This window comes from Prosthecodimorpha staleyi, from assembly GCF_018729455.1.
GTDB classification, from domain to species: domain Bacteria; phylum Pseudomonadota; class Alphaproteobacteria; order Rhizobiales; family Ancalomicrobiaceae; genus Prosthecodimorpha; species Prosthecodimorpha staleyi.
Map to the genome: position 1 here is coordinate 449103 of NZ_JAHHZF010000001.1, position 21092 is coordinate 470194.

Genomic DNA, 21092 nt, shown 5'->3' on the forward strand with positions numbered 1-21092 from the left:
ATCAGCGCGAGTAGAACTCGACGACCAGATTCGGTTCCATGTGGACCGGATAGGGCACGTCGGTCAGCGCCGGGATGCGCGCGAACTTCGCGGTCATCTTGTGGTGATCGACTTCCAGATAGTCCGGGGTGTCGCGCTCGGACGACTGAGTCGACTCCAGGACGATGGCCAGCTGCTTGGACGCTTCCTTGACCTCGACCACGTCGCCGATCTTAACGCGATAGCTCGCCACATTGACGCGGCGGCCGTTCACGAGGATGTGGCCGTGGTTGACGAACTGGCGCGCCGCGAACGGGGTCGGCACGAACTTGGCGCGGTAGACGACCGCATCGAGACGGCGCTCGAGCAGACCGATCAGGTTCTCCGAGGAGTCGCCCTTGAGGCGCATGGCCTCGGTGTAGGTCCGCTTGAACTGCTTCTCGGAGATGTTGGCGTAGTAGCCCTTCAGCTTCTGCTTCGCCTTGAGCTGGGCGCCGAAGTCGGACACCTTGCCCTTGCGCCGCTGGCCGTGCTGGCCGGGGCCGTATTCGCGCTTGTTGACCGGAGACTTGCCGCGGCCCCACAGGTTTTCACCCATGCGGCGGTCGATCTTGTATTTCGCACTGTGACGCTTGGACATCGCGTTCTCACGTTGGTTGAACCGCAGCCAGCAAGCCACGGCTATTATTGGGGTGAGCGCGGCCTCCTCTGCCCCCTTGCGGAGGCCGACAGGACCAGGTTCCCAGCGTCGGGACCGGTCCACGGCTGCACGGAAAAACAACGCGGGCCGTTGAGGCCCGCGCTGTCTGGCCGGGTGGATAAAGGCGCAGGTCGGAGAAGTCAAGCTCGATGCGCCCGGCCGGTTGCCCCGCAGCCGGTCATGCCCGGTCGGCGCTACGTCCGATCGGCCCGGATGGTCGCCCGCTCGGTGTCGAGGATGAAGCGGCCCTCCTCCGTTCCGGACCGGACCGCATCGATCAGCGCCCGTGCCGCCTCGGCAAATTCCCGGTCGCCGGTATCGAACAGCCAGACCCGCTGTCCGCCGCATTGCATCAGGACGCGATGGCTGCTCACGGCCCGACCGATCCGGTCGGCGATCCCGCGTGTCTTCAGCCAGAAGCCGACGGCAAACAGCGGCGCCAGATACCAGGTCAGACGCGCGCCCTCCTTGCCGGACAGCGTTGCGAGGCCGAGCACCGCAATGACGCCCCATCTGAAGGTCTCGAACGCGATCCGGGCCGCCGGTTCCTGCCAGCCGGATTCGATCCACACCCGCTCGATCTGGTCGCCGGCATGGTCCCGCAGGCCGATGCTCACACCGCGGGACGAGGTTCTGATCTCAGACATGCTCTCCGCGACGCCGTGGATCCGCCGTTCCGGCCATCAGTTTGCGGTCATCCGGGCAGATTTGCCAAGACCCGGCGCGGACCCGCCGTCACGGCGCGACGGGGACCAGTCCGTAGCGCTCGACCAGGGCGACCAGCCCGGGCGGTTGCGTTCGCCCGGAGGTGAACAGGGCCCGTCCGCGCACCGCGCGCGGTGTGTCCTCCGCGACGGCGGGACCGGTCAATTGGACGACGCGGCGGGCAATGGCCGGGGCCGGATCGATCCAGGACACCTCCCAGGGCGCCACCGCGCGCATGCGCTCAACCAGGAACGGATAGTGCGTGCAGGCCAGCACCACGGTATCGGTCTTCGCGCCGCGCTGGCGGCGGAAGCAGGGCTTGATCTCGGCGCGGATGAGATCGGCCGAAATCGCCTCCCCGCGGATCTCCGCCTCGGCGAGTGCCGCCAGATGGTGCGAGCCGACCAGCGTGACGGCGACATGGCTGGCGAAGGTGTCGATCAGGGCGCGGGTGTAGTCGCGCTTCACGGTGCCGGGCGTTGCCAGCACGCTGACCAGGCCCGACCGCGTCGCCGCCGCCGCCGGCTTGATCGCCGGGACCGTACCGACGAAGGGAACCGCGAAGCGGGCGCGCAGGGGGCCGAGCACCAGGGTCGAGGCGGTGTTGCAGGCGATGACCACCAGATCCGGCGCCATCTCGCCGATCAACCGGTCCATCAGCGCGACGATCCGGTCGACCAGCGCGCCCTCCTCCCAGCCGCCATAGGGGAACCCCGCATCGTCGGCGACATAGAGATAGTCGGCATCCGGCCGGGCCGCCACGACCTCGCCGAGCACCGACAGGCCGCCGATCCCGGAATCGAACACCAGGATGCGCGGTCGGGCGATGCAGACGGACGGCATGGGTGCAGGTGAGCCCGAGGACGCGAAACTCTCGACGCGGGCCATCACGATCCTCCGGTCCAGGGCGGTCCGGGCGGACCGCCCGGAGGGAAGCGGGCACGGGCGCGACGCAGTACCTTCTATCGCCCGGCCCGGAGCAATCAAGCCATGACAGGGTTAAGGCGAGGTTTCCGAAATATTGACGAACCATGAACCTCTGCCCATTTGCGCCGCAAAGGTCGCGGCCTGCCGCCTAAAATCTCAATCCTGCCAAACTCCTGTGCCATTCAGCACCGGTCCGTCGGGCTTCCCGCCCCAAACCCGATCTCGCAAGCCGGGAGGCTCCGCTGCCGCACGATACCCCCCTCATTACGACGATCGTCGCCGGCCTCGGGCTCGCCTTCGTTTTCGGCTTTCTCGCGCAGCGCCTCCGCCTGCCGACCATCGCCGGCTACCTCGTCGCGGGCGTCGTGATCGGCCCCTTCACACCCGGCTACGTGGCGGACCAGAAGCTCGCCGGGGAACTGGCGGAACTGGGCGTCATCCTGCTGATGTTCGGGGTCGGGCTGCATTTCTCGTTGAAGGATCTGCTCGCGGTGCGCGCCATCGCGGTGCCGGGGGCGATCGGCCAGATCGCGGCGGCGACGCTGCTCGGCATGGGGCTCGCCTGGCTGATGGGCTGGTCGGTCGGCGCCGGCTTCGTGTTCGGCCTCGCCCTGTCGGTCGCCAGCACGGTAGTGCTGCTGCGCGCCCTGCAGGAACGGCGCATCGTGGAGACCGAGCGCGGCCGCATCGCCGTCGGCTGGCTGATCGTCGAAGACATCGCGATGGTCCTGACCCTGGTCCTGCTGCCGCCGCTCGCCGGCATGCTCGGCGGCACCGTCCCGGCGGAAAGCACCGGCGGGCTGGCCGCTTCCTTCGGCTTCACCTCGATCTGGGCGACGCTCGGCCTCACCGCGATCAAGATCGCCGCCTTCGTCACCCTGATGCTGGTCTTCGGCCGCAAGCTGATCCCCTGGCTGCTGCATGCGGTCGCCCATTCGGGATCGCGCGAATTGTTTCGCCTGTCCGTGCTCGCCCTGGCGCTCGGCGTCGCCTACGGCTCGTCGGCCCTGTTCGGGGTATCCTTCGCGCTCGGCGCCTTCTTCGCCGGCATGGTGATGGCGGAATCGCCGCTCTCGACCCAGGCCGCCCGCGAGACCTTGCCGCTGCGCGACGCCTTCGCGGTGCTGTTCTTCGTCTCCGTCGGCATGCTGTTCGACCCCGCCGCCCTGCTGCAGGCCCCGATCGGGGTGATCGCGACCTTCCTGGTCATCGTTCTGGGCAAGTCGGTCGTCGCCTACCTGATCGTGATCGGCTTCCGCTATCCGCGCGCCACCGCCCTGACCATCGCGGTCAGCCTCGCCCAGATCGGCGAATTCTCCTTCATCCTGATCGTGCTCGGCCGCCAGCTCGGCATCGTCCCGGAAGGCGCCCAGGACCTGGTCGTCGCCGGCGCGCTCGTGTCGATCCTGATCAATCCCCTCCTGTTCCTGGCTCTGGACCGCTGGCAGCATCGGACCGAGGCGAAGGCCGAGGCCGCGGAAGCCGCCGAAAAGGCGCATTCCGAGCCGGCCGCGACCAAGCCGGACGGCGAGGCCGCCGCGGCCCCCACCGCACTGACCGGCCATGCCGTTCTGGTCGGGTACGGCCGGGTCGGACGCCGGGTGGCGGAAGCGCTGAAGGCCGGCGGGCAGGCCTTCCTGGTCATCGAGGCGGAGGCCGATGCGACCACCCCGCTCGCCGCCGCCGGCATCGAGACCCATGTCGGTACGGCCGGCGAACCCGGCATGCTGGAGCGGATCAACCTCGCCGGCGCGCGCTGGGTGATCTCCGCCATTCCGGACGCTTTCGAGGCCGGCGCGCTGATCGAACGGGCCCGCAGCGCCAATCCGAATGTCCGCATCGTCGCCCGGGCGGCCGGCCCCGAGGCGGTCGACTATCTGAAGGGGCTCGGCGCCGACGTGATCCTGGTCGGCGAGGAAGAGATCGCCGCCGGCATGATCCGCGCGACCATCGGCGGTGCCCCGCCGACCCCGCCGCGCGCCGCCGCCGCCGGTCCCTCACCATCGGCCCCGGCTTCCGGCGGCATGGCCGATCCGGGCGGACTCGAACACTGACGCCCCCCCGCGACTTGCGGTGATCGCAGGTACCCTAGCCCTCGTCGCCACCCTCCCCGCCCTTCGGCTCGACATTGCGATGCGCGTGGCGGGCGGCGGTCGGGCGGGTCGGGCGGCGCTCCAGGGCGGACAGCACGCCGCGCAGCGAGCGGACCTCCTGCTCGGTCAAGCGGGCCTTCTGAAAGATCGAGCGGAGGTTGCGGACCATGCTGCCGCGCTTCTCGGGTGGACGGAAAAACTCGACCGTGTCGAGCGCCGTCTCCAGATGACCGAAGAAGCCGAGCACGTCATCCTTGCTGGCCAGCGGCGAGCGCTCCTTCTCGGGGAACGGCGTCCAGGCCGTATCGCCGATCACCACCTTGCGCCACTCATAGGCGACGGTCAGCACCGCCTGGCCGAGATTCAGCGACGGGAAGGCCGGATCGATCGGGATGGTCAGGATGGCATCGGCCAGCCCGACCTCGTCCGAGGTCAACCCATTGCGTTCGCGCCCGAAGACCAGCCCGACCGCCTCGCCGCGGTCGATCGCGGCGCGCAGCAGCGGCGCGGCAGTGGCCGGGGAGACGACCGGCTTGGCGATGTCATGCGCCCGGGCCGTGGTGGCGAAGACGGTGTTGAGGCCGCTGAGCGCCGCCTCGAGCGTCGGGAAGGTCTCGACCGGATCGAGAATCGCATCCGAGCCGGACGCCATGGCGATCGCCTTGTCGTTCGGGAACGGTTCGCGCGGATCGACCAGGCGCAGCCGGCGCAGCCCGAAATTGGCCATGGCTCGCATCGCCGCGCCGACATTCTCGGCCATCTGGGTGCCGACCAGGATGACGACGGGGGCTGCAGAGGGCGGCGGGGCGGTCTCGGATGACGTCATTCCGTGTCTTCTCTGTCTGTCTGGCGCGTTTCCGCTTCCTCATATAGGCGGCAGGCATGTTGCGCCATCGAAGCCCGGTCCGCACCATTGGCCTGACGTTCCGGCTCTGCCTCCTGATCGGACTGGCGGTGGCCACAGGTCATCCGGCTCGCGCGGCCTGCGGACTGGACCAGCCGGGCTATCGCGACGCCGCCGGCGCCTGTGTCGGGTGGCCCCAACTCGAGGGCCGCTGCGGCGTGCCGCCGGAGACGCGCTGCACCCCGGACGAGCCCGATCCGGCCGCCGCCCGGATCGTCGCGACGCCGCGCGGCGACCCGTCGCTGCCCGCCTGCAAGGGCTGCGGCTGCAAGGGAGGCCCGGGCTATCGCGGCCCGGACGGCCGCTGCGCCGGCTGGAAGGACCTGTCCCGCACCTGCGGCACGCCCCTGCCCGGCCGCTGCACCGCGGAAGGGCCGGCCGCGGAAGCCGGCGCGGTCGCCGACCAGCAGGACATGATCCGCGCGCGCAGTCACCGAAAGTCGCCCTGATCGGCCGGCCCATCCCCGAACGGATACCTTGGCGGCGGCATGTCGTCGCGCTATAGACGCACGACTTTTCGCAGGCGCACAATCGCCATGCCGAGCCGGCATGCGAACCCGCCGCGGGGGCATTTCCGTTCCAACCGAGGGAACCCAAGATGGCGAAGATCAAGGTAGCCAATCCGGTCGTCGATCTCGACGGCGATGAGATGACCCGCATCATCTGGCAGCTCATCAAAGACAAGCTGATCTTCCCCTATCTCGACCTTCAGATCGAGTATTACGACCTCTCGGTCGAGAACCGCGACGCCACCAACGATCAGGTCACCGTCGACGCCGCCAACGCCATCAAGAAGCACGGCGTCGGCATCAAATGCGCGACCATCACGCCCGACGAAGCGCGCGTGGCGGAATTCAACCTCAAGAAGATGTGGAAGTCGCCGAACGGGACGATCCGCAACATCCTCGGCGGCGTGATCTTCCGTGAGCCGATCATCTGCAAGAACGTGCCGCGCCTGGTGCCGGGCTGGACCCAGCCGATCATCGTCGGCCGCCACGCCTTCGGCGATCAGTATCGCGCGACCGACTTCGTCGTACCCGGCAAGGGCAAGCTGACCATCAAGTTCGTCGGCGAGGACGGCAAGACGATCGAGCACGAAGTGTTCGACTTCCCCGGCGGCGGCGTCGCCATGGCGATGTACAACCTTGACGAATCGATCAAGGAATTCGCCCGCGCTTCGCTGAACTACGGCCTGATGCGCAACTATCCGGTCTATCTCTCGACCAAGAACACCATCCTGAAGGCCTATGACGGCCGCTTCAAGGATATCTTCCAGGAGATTTACGAGGCCGAGTTCAAGGCCGAGTTCGAGAAGCGCAAGCTCGTCTACGAGCATCGCCTGATCGACGACATGGTCGCCTCGGCACTGAAGTGGTCCGGCGGCTATATCTGGGCCTGCAAGAACTATGACGGCGACGTGCAGTCCGACACCGTCGCTCAGGGCTTCGGCTCGCTCGGCCTGATGACCTCCGTGCTGGTCACGCCCGACGGCCGCACCGTCGAGGCCGAGGCCGCCCACGGCACCGTCACGCGCCACTATCGCGAGCACCAGAAGGGCAAGGAGACCTCGACCAACTCGATCGCCTCCATCTTCGCCTGGACCCGTGGCCTCGCCCATCGCGCCAAGCTCGACGACAATGCCGATCTCGCCAAGTTCGCCGCGACCCTCGAGAAGGTCTGCGTCGACACGGTCGAAGCCGGCGCGATGACCAAGGATCTCGCCCTCCTGGTCGGCGCCGACCAGAAGTGGCTTTCCACCACCGGCTTCCTGGAGAAGATCGCCAGCAATCTCGAAGCCGAGATGGCCAAGTGGTGAGCCGATCCGGCGCGAGCGGATCGCTTTGAGCGCAGCGGCGGGCCCGAGGGCCCGCCGTTCTTTTTCTCGGAACATTCCTCCAGGGCTGCCTCAGCGCTCGACGGCGACGAGGCGCAGGCCGAGGCCGACGAAGGCCAGCGCGAACAGGCGGCGCATCCAGACGACCACCCGCGGCCGCGCCATCACGGCGCGCCGCACGGAGCCGGCGGCGATGCCGTAGAGCGCGAAGACCGCGAAGGTGATGGCCATGAACAGGCCTGACAGTTCCAGCATGGGCACGACCGCGTCAGGGCTGTGCGCCGGCAGAAACTGCGGCAGGAAGGCCATGAAGAACAGCGGCAGCTTCGGATTGAGCAGGTTGACCGCGATGGCCTCGATCACGATCCGCCCGGCCGGCAGGTTCCGCCCGGCCGCCTCGACGCCGAGCGCACTGGCATCGCGCAGCGTGCGCCAGGCCATCGCCAGCAGATAGGCGACGCCGGCATAGCGCAGCATGTCGAAGGCGAGCGCACTGGTGTGGAACAGCGCCGCGAGCCCGGTCAGCGCCGCGGCGAGATGCGGGACGATGCCCAAGGTGCAGCCGGCGGCCGCCACCACGCCCGCCCATCGGCCGCCGGCCAGCGCGGTCGAAAGAGTATAGAGGACACCGGTCCCGGGCGACGCGACGACGATCAAGGTGACGAGAAGGAACTCTGTGGTCATGGATGGCGGCTCCCTGCGGCCGGCGACAGGCCCGGCCAAGCCCGTCATTGGAGGCCGGGACGCGCCGCTGCGTCTTGAAGCCGATTGCGGACGGGATCAGCGGCAGGCAGCGCGATAGCGTGCCGGAGTGATGCCGAACTGCCGGGAAAAGGCGCGAGTCAGATGGCTCTGGTCGGCGAAACCGGCCTTCAGGGCCGCCTCGACTGGGGTATCGCCCGCCGCCAGACAGACGCGTGCCAGCCCGACGCGCCGCTGCAGGCGGTAGGCCGCGGGTGAGACGCCGAGTGCGCGCTCGAAGGCCCTGAGCACCTGGAAGCGCCCGAGACCGGCGAGCGCCGCCAGTTCGGCGAGCGTGGCCGGCATCTCCGGCGCTTCGTCGAGCCGCTGCCGCACCCGCGCGACGGACGCGGGCAGGTCCGGCCGGGGACCGCGCCGATTGCCGTACCGGCCGAACAGGCGGGCCAGGACCGCAGCCAGAACCTCGTCGCCGGGCAGGCTGTCGGTCGATGCGACGCTCAAGGCCCGGGCGGCACCGAGCAGGCGGGCGGCCAGATCGTCATCGGCGATGACCGGCTGGACGATCGCGTCGGCGTGCGATCCGAGGTCGTCGAGGACCGCACCGGCGGTCGCCGGATCGAGATACAGCATGGTCCAGGCACGGCGCACACCGCCGACCGCCAGTCCGTCGTGCATCTCGCCGGGATTGACCGTGATGACCGACCCGGCGCCGGCTTCGACCATGCCGCGGCCGCTCCATGAGCGCTGCCATCCCCCAGTCAGCACGCCGACCCCGAACTGGTCGTGACTGTGGCGCGGAAAGCTGCGATCGGTCTCGAGCCGGCGCACTTCCACACCGGCGCGCCCGGTGCGCGGCTGCACCACGCTATGGTCGCCGCCTTGTGCGGGCGCCCCCCGGCGCTCGGTGCCCGGAGACCCGCCGTCCCAACCTGCGGTCACGTCCGACCCTCCGGTCCCAGTCCGGGCGCTGCATCAATCTCCTCTGTGGCGATATCCCCCTTCGGCGTCACGCCCTCGCGCGCCACCCGGGCGCGGGCGACATGGCGGATATGGTCCGCCAGCGTATGATTCTTGGCCATCAGATGCTGCAGATCAGTGGCGTCGAGCAGCATCAGCCGGCAGGGCGTCAGCGCGACCACGTCGGCCGAGCGGGTCGCCTTGCGCAGCACCGCGATCTCGCCGAAGAAGGCGCCGTCGGAGAGACGCACCTTCTCGTCCGGCAGGTCGATTTCGACCGTGCCCGAGGCGATGAAATACATGCAATGGGCCGGCTCGCCCGCATAGGTGATGACCGTGCCGGCCTCGACCGACTGCGCACTGAGGAGCCGGGTCACGTCGGCGATTTCGGCCGCATTCAGTTCGGCGAACAGCGGCACGCGCGCCACCATGCCCCAGGTGACGACGAAATCGCGCTGGTGGATCTCGCGCGCGAAGGCGGTCGCGATGATGCCGACCGGCAGGGCGAACATGCAGAAGCCGAACAGCATGACCACCCCGGCCAGCGCCTTGCCGGCGCCCGTGACCGGGACCACGTCGCCATAGCCGACCGTGCTCAGCGTCGTGACGGCCCAATACATGGCGAGCGGGATCGAGCCGAATCGGTCGGGCTGCACCTCGCCCTCGATGGCATGCATCAGCGAGGCGGCGGAGACGATCAGGCCGGCCATCACCACCGCACTCGCCGTCAAGGCGCGCCGCTCGGAGGTCACCGCCTGCACCAGCGACCCCATGCCGGGCGAATAGCGCGACAGCTTGAGGAAGCGCAGCAGGCGGAAAATGGCCAGGACGTTCAGGTCCCAGATGTCGAGAATGAAGCCCAGAATGGTCGGCGCGAAGGCGAGCAGGTCGACGATCGCCGAGGGCTGCAGCATAAACCGCAGCCGCGCCCGCAAGGGGCCGATGCGCCGGAACGGCCCGTGCAGGTCGGCCACCCACAGCCGCAGAAGATACTCGGTGGCGAACAGCAGCACGGTGACCAGTTCGACCGCCAGGAACAGCCCGCCATAGGCACGGGCATAGTGCGGAACCGTCTCCAGGACGACTGCCGACAGATTGACGACGATGATGAGAACGATCAGCCGGTTGGCCGCGATGGCCATCCGGTCGCCCGGGCTGGCCAGTTCGAGCAGGTCGTAGACGCGCTGCTTGATCCGCAGCAGCGACCCGGACGGCATCGGCGACACCTCTCCTGAACGTTCCTTAGAGCAAGGTCCGATCAGAGCGGCTCGCTCTGATCGAAAAACGCTTGCGCAAACAAAAACATACAGAGCATCTTCCGGTCCACTCAGAGCGGATGATGCTCTGGTGCGGCGCTCCCAGTCTCTCAGGCAGCATCCTGCCGTGCCGTCATGACGAAGTCAGCACGGTCCTTCGTCGCGGTCGATGGAGCGCACGCAAAATCGAGAGCCGGCGGCGTCCTGCGCGGCTGAAATCGCCGTCCGTGGCAGGAGCTTGGCCGGTCGGCCGATGTCCGGCCGTCATCCCGGCGGCAGCGCCGCGTGCCGCCGGCCCGCGCCCCCGCCGCGGCGACACGAACGGGCCATCGACCGAGCCCGGCAGCCACCCGCCCGGCGGCTCCGGATGACCGCACACCGCGCCGGCCCCGCGGACGGCTCCGCCTGCGGCGAGGCCGCCGATTGCTCGCGAAGCGTCGGCCGAAACCCCGCCGGGGAGGCAAGCCTGCCCGAGGTGGCAAGCCTGCCCGAACAGGCCAAGCCGCAGCGGGGCGCCGGACCGCGTCCGTCAGGTCACCGGCACGACGATCCAGCGACTGTCGGTCCGAGACGCAGGCGCCCGACATCATGCGGCTCGACGGATCGCCCACGGCGATCGCGGCAGCCTCAGGCCGCCGCGATCGCCCCCGCGATCGCCTCGATCGCCTCCGCCGCCTTGGTGCCGTCCGGACCGCCGGCCTGCGCCATGTCCGGGCGGCCGCCGCCGCCCTTGCCACCGAGCGCTTCTGATCCGATCCGGACCAGATTGACCGCGCTGTTCGCCTGTATCAGGTCCTTGGACACGGCCACGACGATCGAGGCCTTGTTGTCCTCCGCGACGCCGACGATGGTCACGATGCCCGAACCGAGCTGGGTATTGGCCTCCTCGGCGATCGACTTCAGATCCTTCGCCGAAACCCCGGTCACGACGCGACCGAGGAACTTGATGCCGGCAATGTCGCGGATCCCGTCACCGGCCGCCCCGCCGCCGCCGCCCATGGCGAGCTTCTTCTTGGCCTCGCCGAGATCGCGTTCGAGCTTGCGGCGCTCGTCCACCAGCGTCTCGACGCGGCCGAGCAGGTCGCCCGGTGCGACGCGCAGGACGCCGGCGAGGTCGCGCACGCGGCGATCCTGCTCGGCGAGATAGCGCCGGGCTCCGGCCGCCGTGACGGCTTCCAGACGGCGCACGCCGGCCGCGACCGCGCTTTCGGCGAGCACGGTGACCAGGCCGATGTCGCCGGTCCGGCCGACATGGGTGCCGCCGCACAGTTCGACCGAATAGGTCTTGCCGGCGCGGTTGCCGTCCGTGTAGCGGCCCATCGAGACGACGCGGACCTCTTCGCCGTATTTCTCGCCGAACAGCGCGCGCGCGCCGGAGGCGATCGCGTCGTCGACACCCATCAGGCGGGTCACGACGGCGTCGTTCTGGAGAATGACCGCGTTGGCGATCTCCTCGACGCGGCTGATCTCCTCCGCCGACAGGGGCTTGGGATGCGAGAAGTCGAAGCGCAGGCGCTCCGGCGCGACCATCGAACCCTTCTGCGCGACATGGTCGCCGAGCACTTCGCGCAGCGCCTCGTGCAGCAGATGGGTGGCCGAATGGTTGGCGCGGATCGCGCCGCGGCGGCCGTGGTCGACGACCAACTGCAGCGCCTGGCCCGGCTCCAGCACGCCCGCCTCGACCACGCCGGAATGGACGAACAGACCGCCGCCCTGCTTCTGGGTGTCGGTGACGCGGAAGCGGACGCCACCCTCGCCGGTCATGACGCCTTCGTCGCCGACCTGACCGCCGGATTCGCCGTAGAAGGGCGTCTGGTTCAGAACCACCGCGCCCTCGCGGCCGGCCTCCAGCCGCTGCGTTTCGGCACCGTCCGCGACCAGCGCCAGCACCACGCCTTCGGCGGTTTCGGTGTCGTAGCCGAGGAACTCGGTCGCGCCGACCCGCTCCTTGATGCCGAACCAGATCGCCTCGGAGGCCGCCTCGCCGGTGCCCGCCCAGTTGGCGCGGGCCTCGGCGCGCTGGCGCGCCATGGCATCCTGGAAGCCGTCGATATTGACGTGGATGTCGCGGCGACGCAGCGCATCCTGGGTCAGATCGAGCGGGAAGCCGAAGGTGTCGTAGAGCTTGAAGGCGGTTTCGCCGTCGAGCATGTCGCCGGGCCGGAAGCCCTCGGTCGCTTCCTCGAGCAGGCCGAGGCCGCGCTCGAGCGTGCGGCGGAAGCGGGTCTCCTCGAGGCGCAGCGTCTCGGTGACCAGGGCCTCGGCGCGGCCGAGCTCCGGATAGGCCCGTCCCATCTCGCCGACCAGCGTCGGCACGAGGCGGTAGAGCACCGGATCGCGCGCGCCGAGCAGATGCGCATGTCGCATGGCGCGGCGCATGATGCGGCGCAGCACGTAGCCGCGGCCCTCGTTGGACGGCAGCACGCCGTCGGCGATCAGGAAGGAGGTGGCGCGCAGATGGTCGGCGATGACCCGGTGGCTCGCCCGGGCGTCACCCTCGGCGGCGACGCCGGTCAGTTCGACCGAGGCGCGGATCAGCGCCTTGAACAGGTCGATGTCGTAATTGTCGTGCACGCCCTGCAGCACCGCGGCGACCCGCTCCAGGCCCATGCCGGTGTCGATCGAGGGCTTGGGCAGCCGGGTCCGCGTGCCGTCCGCGAACTGCTCGAACTGCATGAAGACGAGATTCCAGATCTCGATGAAGCGGTCGCCGTCCGCCTCCGGCGAGCCGGGCGGGCCGCCCCAGATGTGGTCGCCGTGATCGAAGAAGATCTCCGAGCAGGGGCCGCACGGGCCGGTATCGCCCATCTGCCAGAAATTGTCCGAGGTCGAGATGCGGATGATGCGGTCTTCCGGCAGCCCGGCGATCTTCTTCCAGAGCCCGAGCGCCTCGTCGTCCTCGGAATAGACCGTCACGGTCAGCCGGTCCGCCGGCAGGCCGAATTCGCGCGTCACCAGGTTCCAGGCCAACTCGATCGCGCGGTCCTTGAAATAGTCGCCGAACGAGAAATTGCCCAGCATCTCGAAGAAGGTATGGTGCCGGGCGGTGTAGCCGACATTGTCCAGGTCGTTGTGCTTGCCGCCGGCGCGCACGCATTTCTGCGCCGTCGAGGCGCGCTGATAGGCGCGCTTCTCGACCCCGGTGAACAGGTTCTTGAACTGCACCATGCCCGAATTGGCGAACATCAACGTCGGATCGTTGCGCGGCACGAGCGGGCTCGACGGCACGATCTCGTGCCCGGCCTTGGCGAAGTAGTCGAGGAACGCCGACCTGATCTCGTTGACGCCGCTCATGAACCTGTCGATCCCTTGGTGCTTGCTCGGAAAACCCCGGAGCTTTTAGCCGCCGGCCGGCCCCCTGTCCACCGCAACGGCACCATTGCCACACGCGAAAGGCCGGCAAATCCACCCGCCCCGCAAAAAGGCGCGGCACCGAGGGTACCGCGCCGCATCCGTCACCCGATCACCGGCCCGTGATCACCGGCCCGCACCGCGAGGCCGCCAACCGCCATCGCCCGGCGGCAGGGGCCCCGCCGGCCGGGACAGCCAACACCGGGGCGCCGTCTCGGGGGACCGCGGCCGGCAGCCCTGCCGCGGGCCGGTCCCGGCGCCTCCGAAGGATCAATCCGTGACCGGACCATCCTCGTCTTCGGCCGTTCCGGTCGGCAGGATCTTGTCGGCGATCAGACCCGCATTCTGCCGGATGGAGGCCTCGATCTTGGCCGCCACGTCCTTGTTCTCGCGCAGGAAATTCTTGGCATTCTCGCGGCCCTGGCCGACGCGCTGGCTCTCGAAGGAGAACCACGAACCGGACTTGTCGACGATGCCGGCCTTGACGCCGAGATCGACCAGCTCGCCGACCTTGGAGATGCCCTCGCCATACATGATGTCGAATTCGACCTCCTTGAACGGAGGCGCCATCTTGTTCTTGACGACCTTGACGCGGGTCTGGTTGCCGGTGACCTCGTCGCGATCCTTGATCGCGCCGATGCGGCGGATGTCGAGACGGATCGAGGCATAGAACTTGAGCGCGTTGCCGCCGGTGGTGGTCTCCGGATTGCCGAACATCACGCCGATCTTCTGGCGGATCTGATTGATGAAGATCACCATGGTCTTCGACTTGGAGATCGAGCCGGTCAGCTTGCGCAGCGCCTGGCTCATCAGGCGGGCCTGCAGGCCGGGCAGGCTGTCGCCCATCTCGCCCTCGAGCTCCGCCTTCGGGGTCAGGGCGGCGACCGAATCGATCACCAGCACGTCGACGGCGCCGGAGCGCACCAGCGTGTCGCAGATCTCCAGCGCCTGCTCGCCGGCATCCGGCTGGGAGATCAGGAGGTCGTCGAGATTGACGCCGAGCTTGCGGGCATAGATCGGATCGAGCGCATGCTCCGCGTCGATGAAGGCGCAGATGCCGCCCTTCTTCTGCGCCTCGGCGATGCAATGCAGCGCCAGCGTGGTCTTGCCCGAGGATTCCGGCCCGTAGATCTCGACGATGCGCCCGCGCGGCAGGCCGCCGATGCCGAGCGCGATGTCGAGCCCGATCGATCCGGTCGAGACCACCTCGACCTCGACCACCTTGCCCTGGCCGAGGCGCATGATCGACCCCTTGCCGAAACTCCGCTCGATCTGCGTCAGTGCGGCGTCCAACGCCTTGGTCTTGTCCATGCCATCCCCTTCGACCAGCCGAAGTTGCGCCTGTGCCATCTGCCGCACTCCATATCACACGCGCCTGACGGCGCGCCAAACCGATCTGATGTACTCATTTTGTTCCATATGCGCCAGAGTCTGTCAAGCGCCTTATCCGCAATGCTTTTCGGACGTGTGTTTTAGCTTTGTTCTGCAGCCCTCGAAGGTCGCGCGAAGCCGGCGCTGGTGGTGGTGCGACCGCGACTCGGAGGCCCTGCCGGCACCCGCCCGCCCCCGGGACGTCGCGGCGCCGGAACGTCACGTCCCCCGGACGTCACGACGCCGCCCCGCGGCGGCGGGACGGCGTCGGCATTGCGGTGCGACGGCGGACCGTCCGCCGGCAGATCAGAAGCGGATCTTGGCGCCGAGCCGGGCCGAGCCCCACAGGCTGCCGTCGCGCATCGCGGTGCCGTCGATGCTGGCGGCGACGACCGCGTTGTCGGAGACGGCCGCCTCGAAGCCGACCGCGCCGTAGGCGCCGAGACCGGTCTTGTCCTTGTCACGGATGCGGAAGCCGGCGCCGCCGAACGATCCGGCCAGATCCGCGCCCTGCCCGCTGGTCCCGATCACGCCCGCCGTGCCGGTCAGCACCATGCCGGAGCCGACCGCGACCCGGCCGTTCAGCTCGAGCCGGCCTTCGAGGGTGCCGGTGGTGCGGTCCTTGAAGGTCAGGCGGGTTCCGGCCACGGTCTCGTCGTAGCCGTCGTGGAAGACGGCGATGTAGCGCAGGCGCGCCGCCGGGGTCAGCGTGAAGCCCTGGAAGGCGATCGCCTGGGAGAGCGCCAGTTGCGGGCTCAGGAAGGTCTGGTCCGGCGAGCTCTTCGCCTTGACGGTGCCCGAGCCGCCGGCCGCCCAGGTGCGGGTGGTGTCGTCGCGGGTGCGGCCGAGGGTCAGCGAACCGTCGACATCCATGCCGCCGCGCCCGGTCCGGCCGTAGAGGCCGGCGATCATATGGGTCAGGTCGGAGGATTGCCGCCCGGCCAGGCTCGACGAACCGCCCGCGCCGCCGACGAAGCCGCCGATCCGGGCGCCGCTCGAGAGCGTGCCGTCGATGCCGAACAGGCCGCCGGTCCAGCGCGCCGAGAGATTGCGCCCGCTGCCCTCCACGTCGAAGCTGCCGCCGCCGGTGAAGGCCTGGAACCAGGCGCCCTGCCCCGGTTGCCGCCGGGCCGCGTCGACGCTGTCGAAGGCCGCCGCTGCCCGTCCCCCGGTCGCCGCATAGCCGAGCGCGCCGCCCTGGCTCGACGCAGTGCCGGCCAACCGGCCCGCCAGGATGGGATCGATCGCGCCGAACAGAGCCGAGGTCGTATCGACCGGCTTGACGGTTTCGTCGAAGGTCGCGATCCGGGTCTGGGTGACGGCGACCGGACCGCGGGCATTGACCGTGACGCCGGTCGTCGAGGCCATGTCGAGGATGCGGTTCTCGCGGGCCAGATTGATGGTATCGGCGCCGCCGCCCATGTCGACCAGACCGCCGATCACGGCGCCGCGCCGGATGGTCAGGGTGTCGTCGCCGGTGCCGAGGCCGATGGCGCCGGCCGTGCCGACGATCGCCCCGCGGGTGTCGATGACGTTGTTGTAGGCGCCGAGGATGCGGACGCCCCAGCCGTCCTTGCCCTCGATCCGGCCGTCGTTGACGAGCGTCGTCGCCGCGACGCCCGCCCCGCCGGAGCCGTCGTCGATGAGAATGCCGGTATTGGCGCCGGAGATCAGGGCGCCGGCATGGTTGCGGATGCTGCCGCCGCCGGCCGCGATGCCCTCGGAGCCGTTGGCCAGGCCGCCGCTGTCGACGCCGCCGGCCCCGGTTCCCTTGATCTTGCCGTAGTTCTCGATGGTCGCCACGCCGTCGATGTCGACGCCGTCGCCGTCGCCGTTATTCGCGGTCGAATCGCCGCCGGTGGCATGCGCATAGGCGTTGCCCGCGCCCGCATAGGCGCCGATGATCGTGCCGTAGTTGATCACCGTGCCGGTCCCGTCGCTGCCGACGCCGGAGCCGTTGCGGCCGATGATGGTCGCGCCGGCTTCGTTCTGGACCCAGATGTCGTCGTCGGCGGTGATGCCGTGGCGGGATCCCGTGATGGTGCCGTAGTTGGTCACCGTCACGCCGAGATTGCCGCCGACATCGATGGCGTCGTGAGCGCTCGGCGCGCCGTTACAGGCCGAGCCGAGATAGTCCGGGCACTTGGTGTTGACGGCGCCGTAGCTGGCGATGGTGCCGTAGTTGATGATGGCGGTGTTGGCACCGGGCCGCAGGGCATCGTCGCCGTCGGCACGAATGACCGCGCTGCGGACGGTCGCCGAGCCGTTGGTGATGGTGCCGCCGCCCGTCGAATCGCGCAGGTCCAGCGCCTGGCCGCTGCCATTGGCCGTACCGATCTGATGGATCGTGCCGAGATTGGTGATCGTGTAGGTGGCGTTGGCATTGACCTTGAGGACGTCGTCGCCGAGCGCCTGGATCACGCCGCCCGCGCCATTGGTCACCACCAGTGACAGGGCGGTGCCGCCGTTGTAGCGGATCGCGCGGCCGGTGCCGGTCTGGGCGATGGTGCCGTCGTTGACGATGGTCGCCGTGCCGGCGGAATTGGACACCGTGACGGCGACCGTCGAGCCGCCGACCGACAGGATGCCGCCCGCTTCGACCGTACCGGTCTCGCCGGCCGCGAGGGTCTTGGCGCTGTTGTCGGTGGTCCCGTTCGGCACCGTGAAGGAGGCCGCGCCGACCGGCCCGGCGCCGGCGGCAAGAGCCAGCACGAATAGAGAGGCGCCGGCCAGCAGGGCCGGCCTGCGCGCGAAGTTCGACGTCATGTAACCCCCGACAAATACGACCGATATCAAGATCGGCGCAACCTGCCGGCGCCTCATGACAGTTGCATAACACAGAGGGCGTTTTGCGCGCGGCTTTGCCGGGCGCGGCATCCATGCAACATGAGGCCGAACGGAGATGCCCAGCCCCATGATCCTCGCCGACATCCTCGCCCCCTCGCCCGAAGTCGCCGACGCGCTGGCCGCGGGCCGGCCGGTGGTGGCACTGGAATCGACCATCGTCAGCCACGGCCTGCCCTGGCCGGGCAATCTGGAGACCGCCCAGGCGATCGAGGCGACCGTTCGGGCAGGCGGCGCCGTGCCGGCGACCATCGCGGTCCTGGACGGCCGGCTGCGGATCGGGCTGGAGCCGGACGATCTTGCCCGGCTCGCACGAGCCGATGGGGTGATGAAGCTCTCCCGCGCCGATCTCGCCTTCGCGGTCGCGACCGGACGGCCGGGTGCGACAACGGTCGCGGCGACCATGATCGCCGCGCGCCTCGCCGGCATCCGCGTCTTCGCGACCGGCGGCATCGGCGGGGTTCATCGCGGCGCCGAGGCGAGCTTCGACATCTCCGCCGATCTGCAGGAACTGGCCCGCAGCGAGGTGGCGGTGGTCTCGGCCGGCGCCAAGGCGATCCTCGACCTGCCCAAGACGCTGGAAGTGCTGGAGACGCTCGGCGTGCCGGTGGTCGGCTGGAAGACGGACGATTTCCCGGCCTTCTGGTCGCGCCGCTCCGGCCTGCCCGCACCGCTGCGGGTCGACGACGCGCCGACCCTGGCGCGGTTCATGGCGGCGCGGCGCGCGCTCGGGCTCGGCGGCGGGCTGCTGGTGGCCAATCCGGTGCCGCCGGCCGACGAGATCGACGCCGACGAGATGGCCGGCCATATCGCCGGCGCCCAGGCCGAGGCCGAGCGCGCCGGAATCCGGGCCAAGGCGGTGACGCCGTTCCTGCTGGCGCACATCCTCGAATCGACCGGCGGGCGCAGCCTGGCCACCAACCGCGCGCTGGTGCTGAACAATGCGGCCGTCGCGGCCGAGATCGCCGTCGCACTCGCCGCGGAGGCCTGACCCGCCGGCTCGGCCGCCGACGACGCCGTCCTATGCAATCCCGCGCGATTGACCGAGCCGGCCCGGCATGCTCGCATCCGCTCCGGAGCGCCGGACGAACCGGCGCGCAGGATGCGGCGCCATGCGGGAGACCAGACCGCAGCGCCGCCTCGAAACGGAGGCCGCCTGTCGGGGCTCGGGCTGTTCCCGGCCGCCGCCGCGGCCTCGCAAGGGAGGACAACGCATGAAACGCAGACAGTTCCTGACCGCCGCCGGCGCCGGCGCGGCATCGATGGTCGCCGCTCCGGCGATCGCCCAGACCGCCCCGGCGATCAAGTGGCGGTTGACCTCCAGTTTCCCCAAGCAGCTCGACACGATCTACGGCACCGCGCTGATCTTCTCGAAATATGTCGCCGAGGCGACCGACGGAAAGTTCGACATCCAGTGCTTCGCGGCCGGCGAACTGGTGCCGGGCCTCGCCGCCCTCGATGCGGTCTCCAATGCCACGGTCGAATGCGCGCAGACGCCGACCTATTTCTACATCGGCAAGGATCCGACGCTCGGCTACGGCACCGGCATGCCCTTCGGCCTCAATGCCCGCCAGCAGCATTCCTGGTGGCATTTCGCCGGCGGCGGCGACCTGATCAACGAAGCGCTGGCCAAGTTCAACACCATCGCGATGCCGATCGGCAATTCCGGCTGCCAGATGGGCGGCTTCTTCCGCAAGGAGATCCGCGAGGTCGCCGATCTGAGCGGCCTGAAGTTCCGTGTCGGCGGCTATGGCGGCCGGGTGCTGGCCAAGCTCGGCGTGGTCCCGCAGCAGGTCGCCCCCGGGGACATCTATCCGGCGCTGGAGCGCGGCACGCTGGACGCGGCCGAGTTCGTCGGCCCTTATGACGACGAGAAGCTCGGCCTGCACAAGATCGCGAAATACTACTACTATCCGGGCTTCTGGGAGGGCGGCGCGATGATGCATCTGTGCATCAATCTCGCCAAGTGGAACGAGTTGCCGAAACACTACCAGGCGATCGTCCGCAACGCTGCCGAGGCCGCCAACAACTGGATGCTGGCCAAGTATGACGCCGTCAACGCGCCGGCGCTGAAGCGCATCGTTGCCGGCGGCGGCGAACTGAAGGGCTTCCCGCTTCCGGTCATGGAGGCGGCCCTCAAGGCGACCAACGAACTCAATGCCGAGATCGCGGCCACCAACCCGCTGTTCAAGAAGACCATGGAAAGCCACGACGCCTATCGCGGCGACGTGCTGCAATGGTGGCAGGTCGGCGAACTGCAATTCGACACGCTGATGGTGCGCACGCGCGGACGCGGTTGATCGGATCGACGCGCCGAAGGCCGGCGGCGGCCTGGTCGCCGCCGGCCCCCTTCAGGGGACGCCGACGGTTCGCCGAAGACCGCAGCCCCGACCACAACGGCCGGCACCCTGGCCGCCCCCGGCCGGACACCCGCGTCCGGCCGTCATGCGTCCGGCGGGACGGCCCCCTTGCGCTCGACGATCATCCGGTACTGCTCCGGCTCGCGATGCCGGGCGAAATTGAACACCGTCTCCTTGTAGGAGCGTGTCCAGTCCAGATCGCAGCGCGCCAGGATCAGCTCGTCGCCGAGCGTGCTGGCGCGGGCGATCACCTCCCCGGTCGGGGCGACGATGACCGAGCCGCCGATCAGTTCGCAGCCCTCCTCGATGCCCGCCTTGGCGACGCCGACCACGAAGGTGCCGTTCTGATAGGCACCCGCCTGCATCACGAGCGCATTGTGGAAGTCGCCGAGGGCATCGTGATCGGGGGCCGGCGGGTTGTGCCGCGGCGTGTTGTAGCCGAGCAGGATCATCTCGACCCCCTGCAGGCCCATCACCCGGTAGCTTTCCGGCCAGCGCCGGTCGTTGCAGATCATCTGCCCGACAAGGCCGCCGAGGGCGCGCACGACCGGCCAGCCGAGATCGCCGACCTCGAAATAGCGCTTCTCCAGATGCTGGAAGGCCCGCCAGGGCTCGTGCTCGGCATGGCCGGGCAGATGGATCTTGCGGTACTTGTGCAGGATGCGTCCGTCCGGGCCGACCAGAATCTGGGTATTGAAGCGCCGCGTCCGGCCGGCCTCCTCGACCCGCTCGGCATAACCGAACGAGATGGCGAGACCGAAGCAGGCCGCCGCTTCGAACAAGGGGGCGGTCTCGGCCGACGGCATGGCGCTTTCGAAGAACTGGTCGATCTCGGCCTGGTCGGTCATGAACCAGCGCGGAAAGAAGGTCGTCAGCGTCAGTTCCGGGAAGACGACCAGATCGGCGCCGTGGCGATGCGCCTCGGCCATCAGGGCGATCATGCGCGCGACCACCGCGGACCGGCTGTCGGAACGCTGGATCGGCCCCATCTGGGCGCCCGCGACGGTCACGATACGGCTCACGTTCCGATCTCCCCTGCGCTCGTCGGTCCGGTCTCTGTCCGGATCGCCATCCGGATGCGGCCACATCGGCCCGGCATCGCGATGCGG

The 21092-nt window shown here is 69.2% G+C and carries 16 protein-coding genes; 5 read left to right on the plus strand and 11 right to left on the minus strand.

Going from position 1 to position 21092, the window contains the following annotated elements; translation table 11 throughout:
• Position 1 precedes the first annotated feature (1 nt).
• The 3 genes from rpsD to murI all read right to left on the minus strand — a co-directional run bounded on the left by rpsD (position 2) and on the right by murI (position 2272).
• Positions 2-619 (minus strand): 30S ribosomal protein S4, encoded by a 618-nt coding sequence (rpsD, locus tag KL771_RS01905; protein ID WP_261966867.1) that lies wholly within the window; start codon positions 617-619, stop codon positions 2-4.
• A gap of 254 nt (positions 620-873) precedes the next feature.
• Complete coding sequence (locus KL771_RS01910; RefSeq protein WP_261966868.1) at positions 874-1326, minus strand: hypothetical protein; 453 nt, start codon at positions 1324-1326, stop codon at positions 874-876.
• Positions 1327-1414: 88 nt separating this feature from the next.
• Positions 1415-2272, minus strand: a complete 858-nt coding sequence (gene murI, locus KL771_RS01915) for a glutamate racemase (RefSeq protein WP_261966869.1) — start codon at positions 2270-2272, stop codon at positions 1415-1417.
• A 281-nt stretch (positions 2273-2553) separates the two neighbouring features.
• On the opposite strand from murI, the gene ybaL reads away from it, so the two are divergent.
• Positions 2554-4365: a YbaL family putative K(+) efflux transporter gene (gene ybaL, locus KL771_RS01920; protein WP_261967079.1), complete on the plus strand. Its 1812-nt coding sequence runs from the start codon at positions 2554-2556 to the stop codon at positions 4363-4365.
• A gap of 34 nt (positions 4366-4399) precedes the next feature.
• On the opposite strand, the gene KL771_RS01925 is transcribed toward ybaL, so the two are convergent.
• A complete protein-coding gene (locus KL771_RS01925) occupies positions 4400-5230 on the minus strand; it encodes an RNA methyltransferase (protein ID WP_261966870.1) in 831 nt (276 codons plus the stop codon).
• Between the two features lie 56 nt (positions 5231-5286).
• Here KL771_RS01925 and KL771_RS01930 point away from each other — a divergent pair, with 56 nt between their 5' ends.
• Complete coding sequence (locus KL771_RS01930; RefSeq protein ID WP_261966871.1) at positions 5287-5757, plus strand: hypothetical protein; 471 nt, start codon at positions 5287-5289, stop codon at positions 5755-5757.
• 149 nt (positions 5758-5906) lie between these two features.
• A complete protein-coding gene (locus KL771_RS01935; protein WP_261966872.1) occupies positions 5907-7124 on the plus strand; it encodes an NADP-dependent isocitrate dehydrogenase in 1218 nt (405 codons plus the stop codon).
• Positions 7125-7214: 90 nt separating this feature from the next.
• On the opposite strand, the gene KL771_RS01940 is transcribed toward KL771_RS01935, so the two are convergent.
• The 6 genes from KL771_RS01940 to KL771_RS01965 all read right to left on the minus strand — a co-directional run bounded on the left by KL771_RS01940 (position 7215) and on the right by KL771_RS01965 (position 17545).
• Entirely contained in the window at positions 7215-7826 is a 612-nt protein-coding gene (locus KL771_RS01940; RefSeq protein WP_261966873.1) for a LysE family translocator, read from the minus strand.
• A 96-nt stretch (positions 7827-7922) separates the two neighbouring features.
• A complete protein-coding gene (locus KL771_RS01945) occupies positions 7923-8783 on the minus strand; it encodes an AraC family transcriptional regulator (RefSeq protein ID WP_261966874.1) in 861 nt (286 codons plus the stop codon).
• Positions 8780-10018, minus strand: a complete 1239-nt coding sequence (locus tag KL771_RS01950) for a cyclic nucleotide-gated ion channel (protein WP_261966875.1) — start codon at positions 10016-10018, stop codon at positions 8780-8782. The genes KL771_RS01945 and KL771_RS01950 overlap by 4 nt, the downstream gene beginning before the upstream one ends.
• A 666-nt stretch (positions 10019-10684) precedes the next feature.
• Entirely contained in the window at positions 10685-13351 is a 2667-nt protein-coding gene (alaS, locus tag KL771_RS01955) for an alanine--tRNA ligase (protein ID WP_261966876.1), read from the minus strand.
• Positions 13352-13678: 327 nt separating this feature from the next.
• A complete protein-coding gene (gene recA / locus KL771_RS01960) occupies positions 13679-14758 on the minus strand; it encodes a recombinase RecA (protein WP_261966877.1) in 1080 nt (359 codons plus the stop codon).
• Positions 14759-15085: 327 nt separating this feature from the next.
• Entirely contained in the window at positions 15086-17545 is a 2460-nt protein-coding gene (locus KL771_RS01965; RefSeq protein ID WP_261966878.1) for an autotransporter outer membrane beta-barrel domain-containing protein, read from the minus strand.
• Positions 17546-17693: 148 nt separating this feature from the next.
• Between KL771_RS01965 and KL771_RS01970 the strand changes: the two genes are divergently transcribed.
• A complete protein-coding gene (locus tag KL771_RS01970) occupies positions 17694-18614 on the plus strand; it encodes a pseudouridine-5'-phosphate glycosidase (protein ID WP_261966879.1) in 921 nt (306 codons plus the stop codon).
• A gap of 223 nt (positions 18615-18837) precedes the next feature.
• Positions 18838-19923, plus strand: coding sequence for a TRAP transporter substrate-binding protein (locus tag KL771_RS01975; RefSeq protein WP_261966880.1), 1086 nt, complete (start codon positions 18838-18840; stop codon positions 19921-19923).
• Positions 19924-20066: 143 nt separating this feature from the next.
• On the opposite strand, the gene KL771_RS01980 is transcribed toward KL771_RS01975, so the two are convergent.
• A complete protein-coding gene (locus KL771_RS01980; protein ID WP_261966881.1) occupies positions 20067-21005 on the minus strand; it encodes an N-carbamoyl-D-amino-acid hydrolase in 939 nt (312 codons plus the stop codon).
• Between the last annotated feature and the right edge of the window lie 87 nt (positions 21006-21092).

Coding starts and splice junctions, on each gene's coding strand:
- rpsD (WP_261966867.1), bottom strand. CDS start 619: ATGTCCAAGCGTCACAGTGCGAAATACAAGATCGACCGCCGCATGGGT.
- KL771_RS01910 (WP_261966868.1), bottom strand. CDS start 1,326: ATGTCTGAGATCAGAACCTCGTCCCGCGGTGTGAGCATCGGCCTGCGG.
- murI (WP_261966869.1), bottom strand. CDS start 2,272: ATGGCCCGCGTCGAGAGTTTCGCGTCCTCGGGCTCACCTGCACCCATG.
- KL771_RS01925 (WP_261966870.1), bottom strand. CDS start 5,230: ATGACGTCATCCGAGACCGCCCCGCCGCCCTCTGCAGCCCCCGTCGTC.
- KL771_RS01930 (WP_261966871.1), top strand. CDS start 5,287: ATGTTGCGCCATCGAAGCCCGGTCCGCACCATTGGCCTGACGTTCCGG.
- KL771_RS01935 (WP_261966872.1), top strand. CDS start 5,907: ATGGCGAAGATCAAGGTAGCCAATCCGGTCGTCGATCTCGACGGCGAT.
- KL771_RS01940 (WP_261966873.1), bottom strand. CDS start 7,826: ATGACCACAGAGTTCCTTCTCGTCACCTTGATCGTCGTCGCGTCGCCC.
- KL771_RS01950 (WP_261966875.1), bottom strand. CDS start 10,018: ATGCCGTCCGGGTCGCTGCTGCGGATCAAGCAGCGCGTCTACGACCTG.
- alaS (WP_261966876.1), bottom strand. CDS start 13,351: ATGAGCGGCGTCAACGAGATCAGGTCGGCGTTCCTCGACTACTTCGCC.
- recA (WP_261966877.1), bottom strand. CDS start 14,758: ATGGCACAGGCGCAACTTCGGCTGGTCGAAGGGGATGGCATGGACAAG.
- KL771_RS01965 (WP_261966878.1), bottom strand. CDS start 17,545: ATGACGTCGAACTTCGCGCGCAGGCCGGCCCTGCTGGCCGGCGCCTCT.
- KL771_RS01970 (WP_261966879.1), top strand. CDS start 17,694: ATGATCCTCGCCGACATCCTCGCCCCCTCGCCCGAAGTCGCCGACGCG.
- KL771_RS01975 (WP_261966880.1), top strand. CDS start 18,838: ATGAAACGCAGACAGTTCCTGACCGCCGCCGGCGCCGGCGCGGCATCG.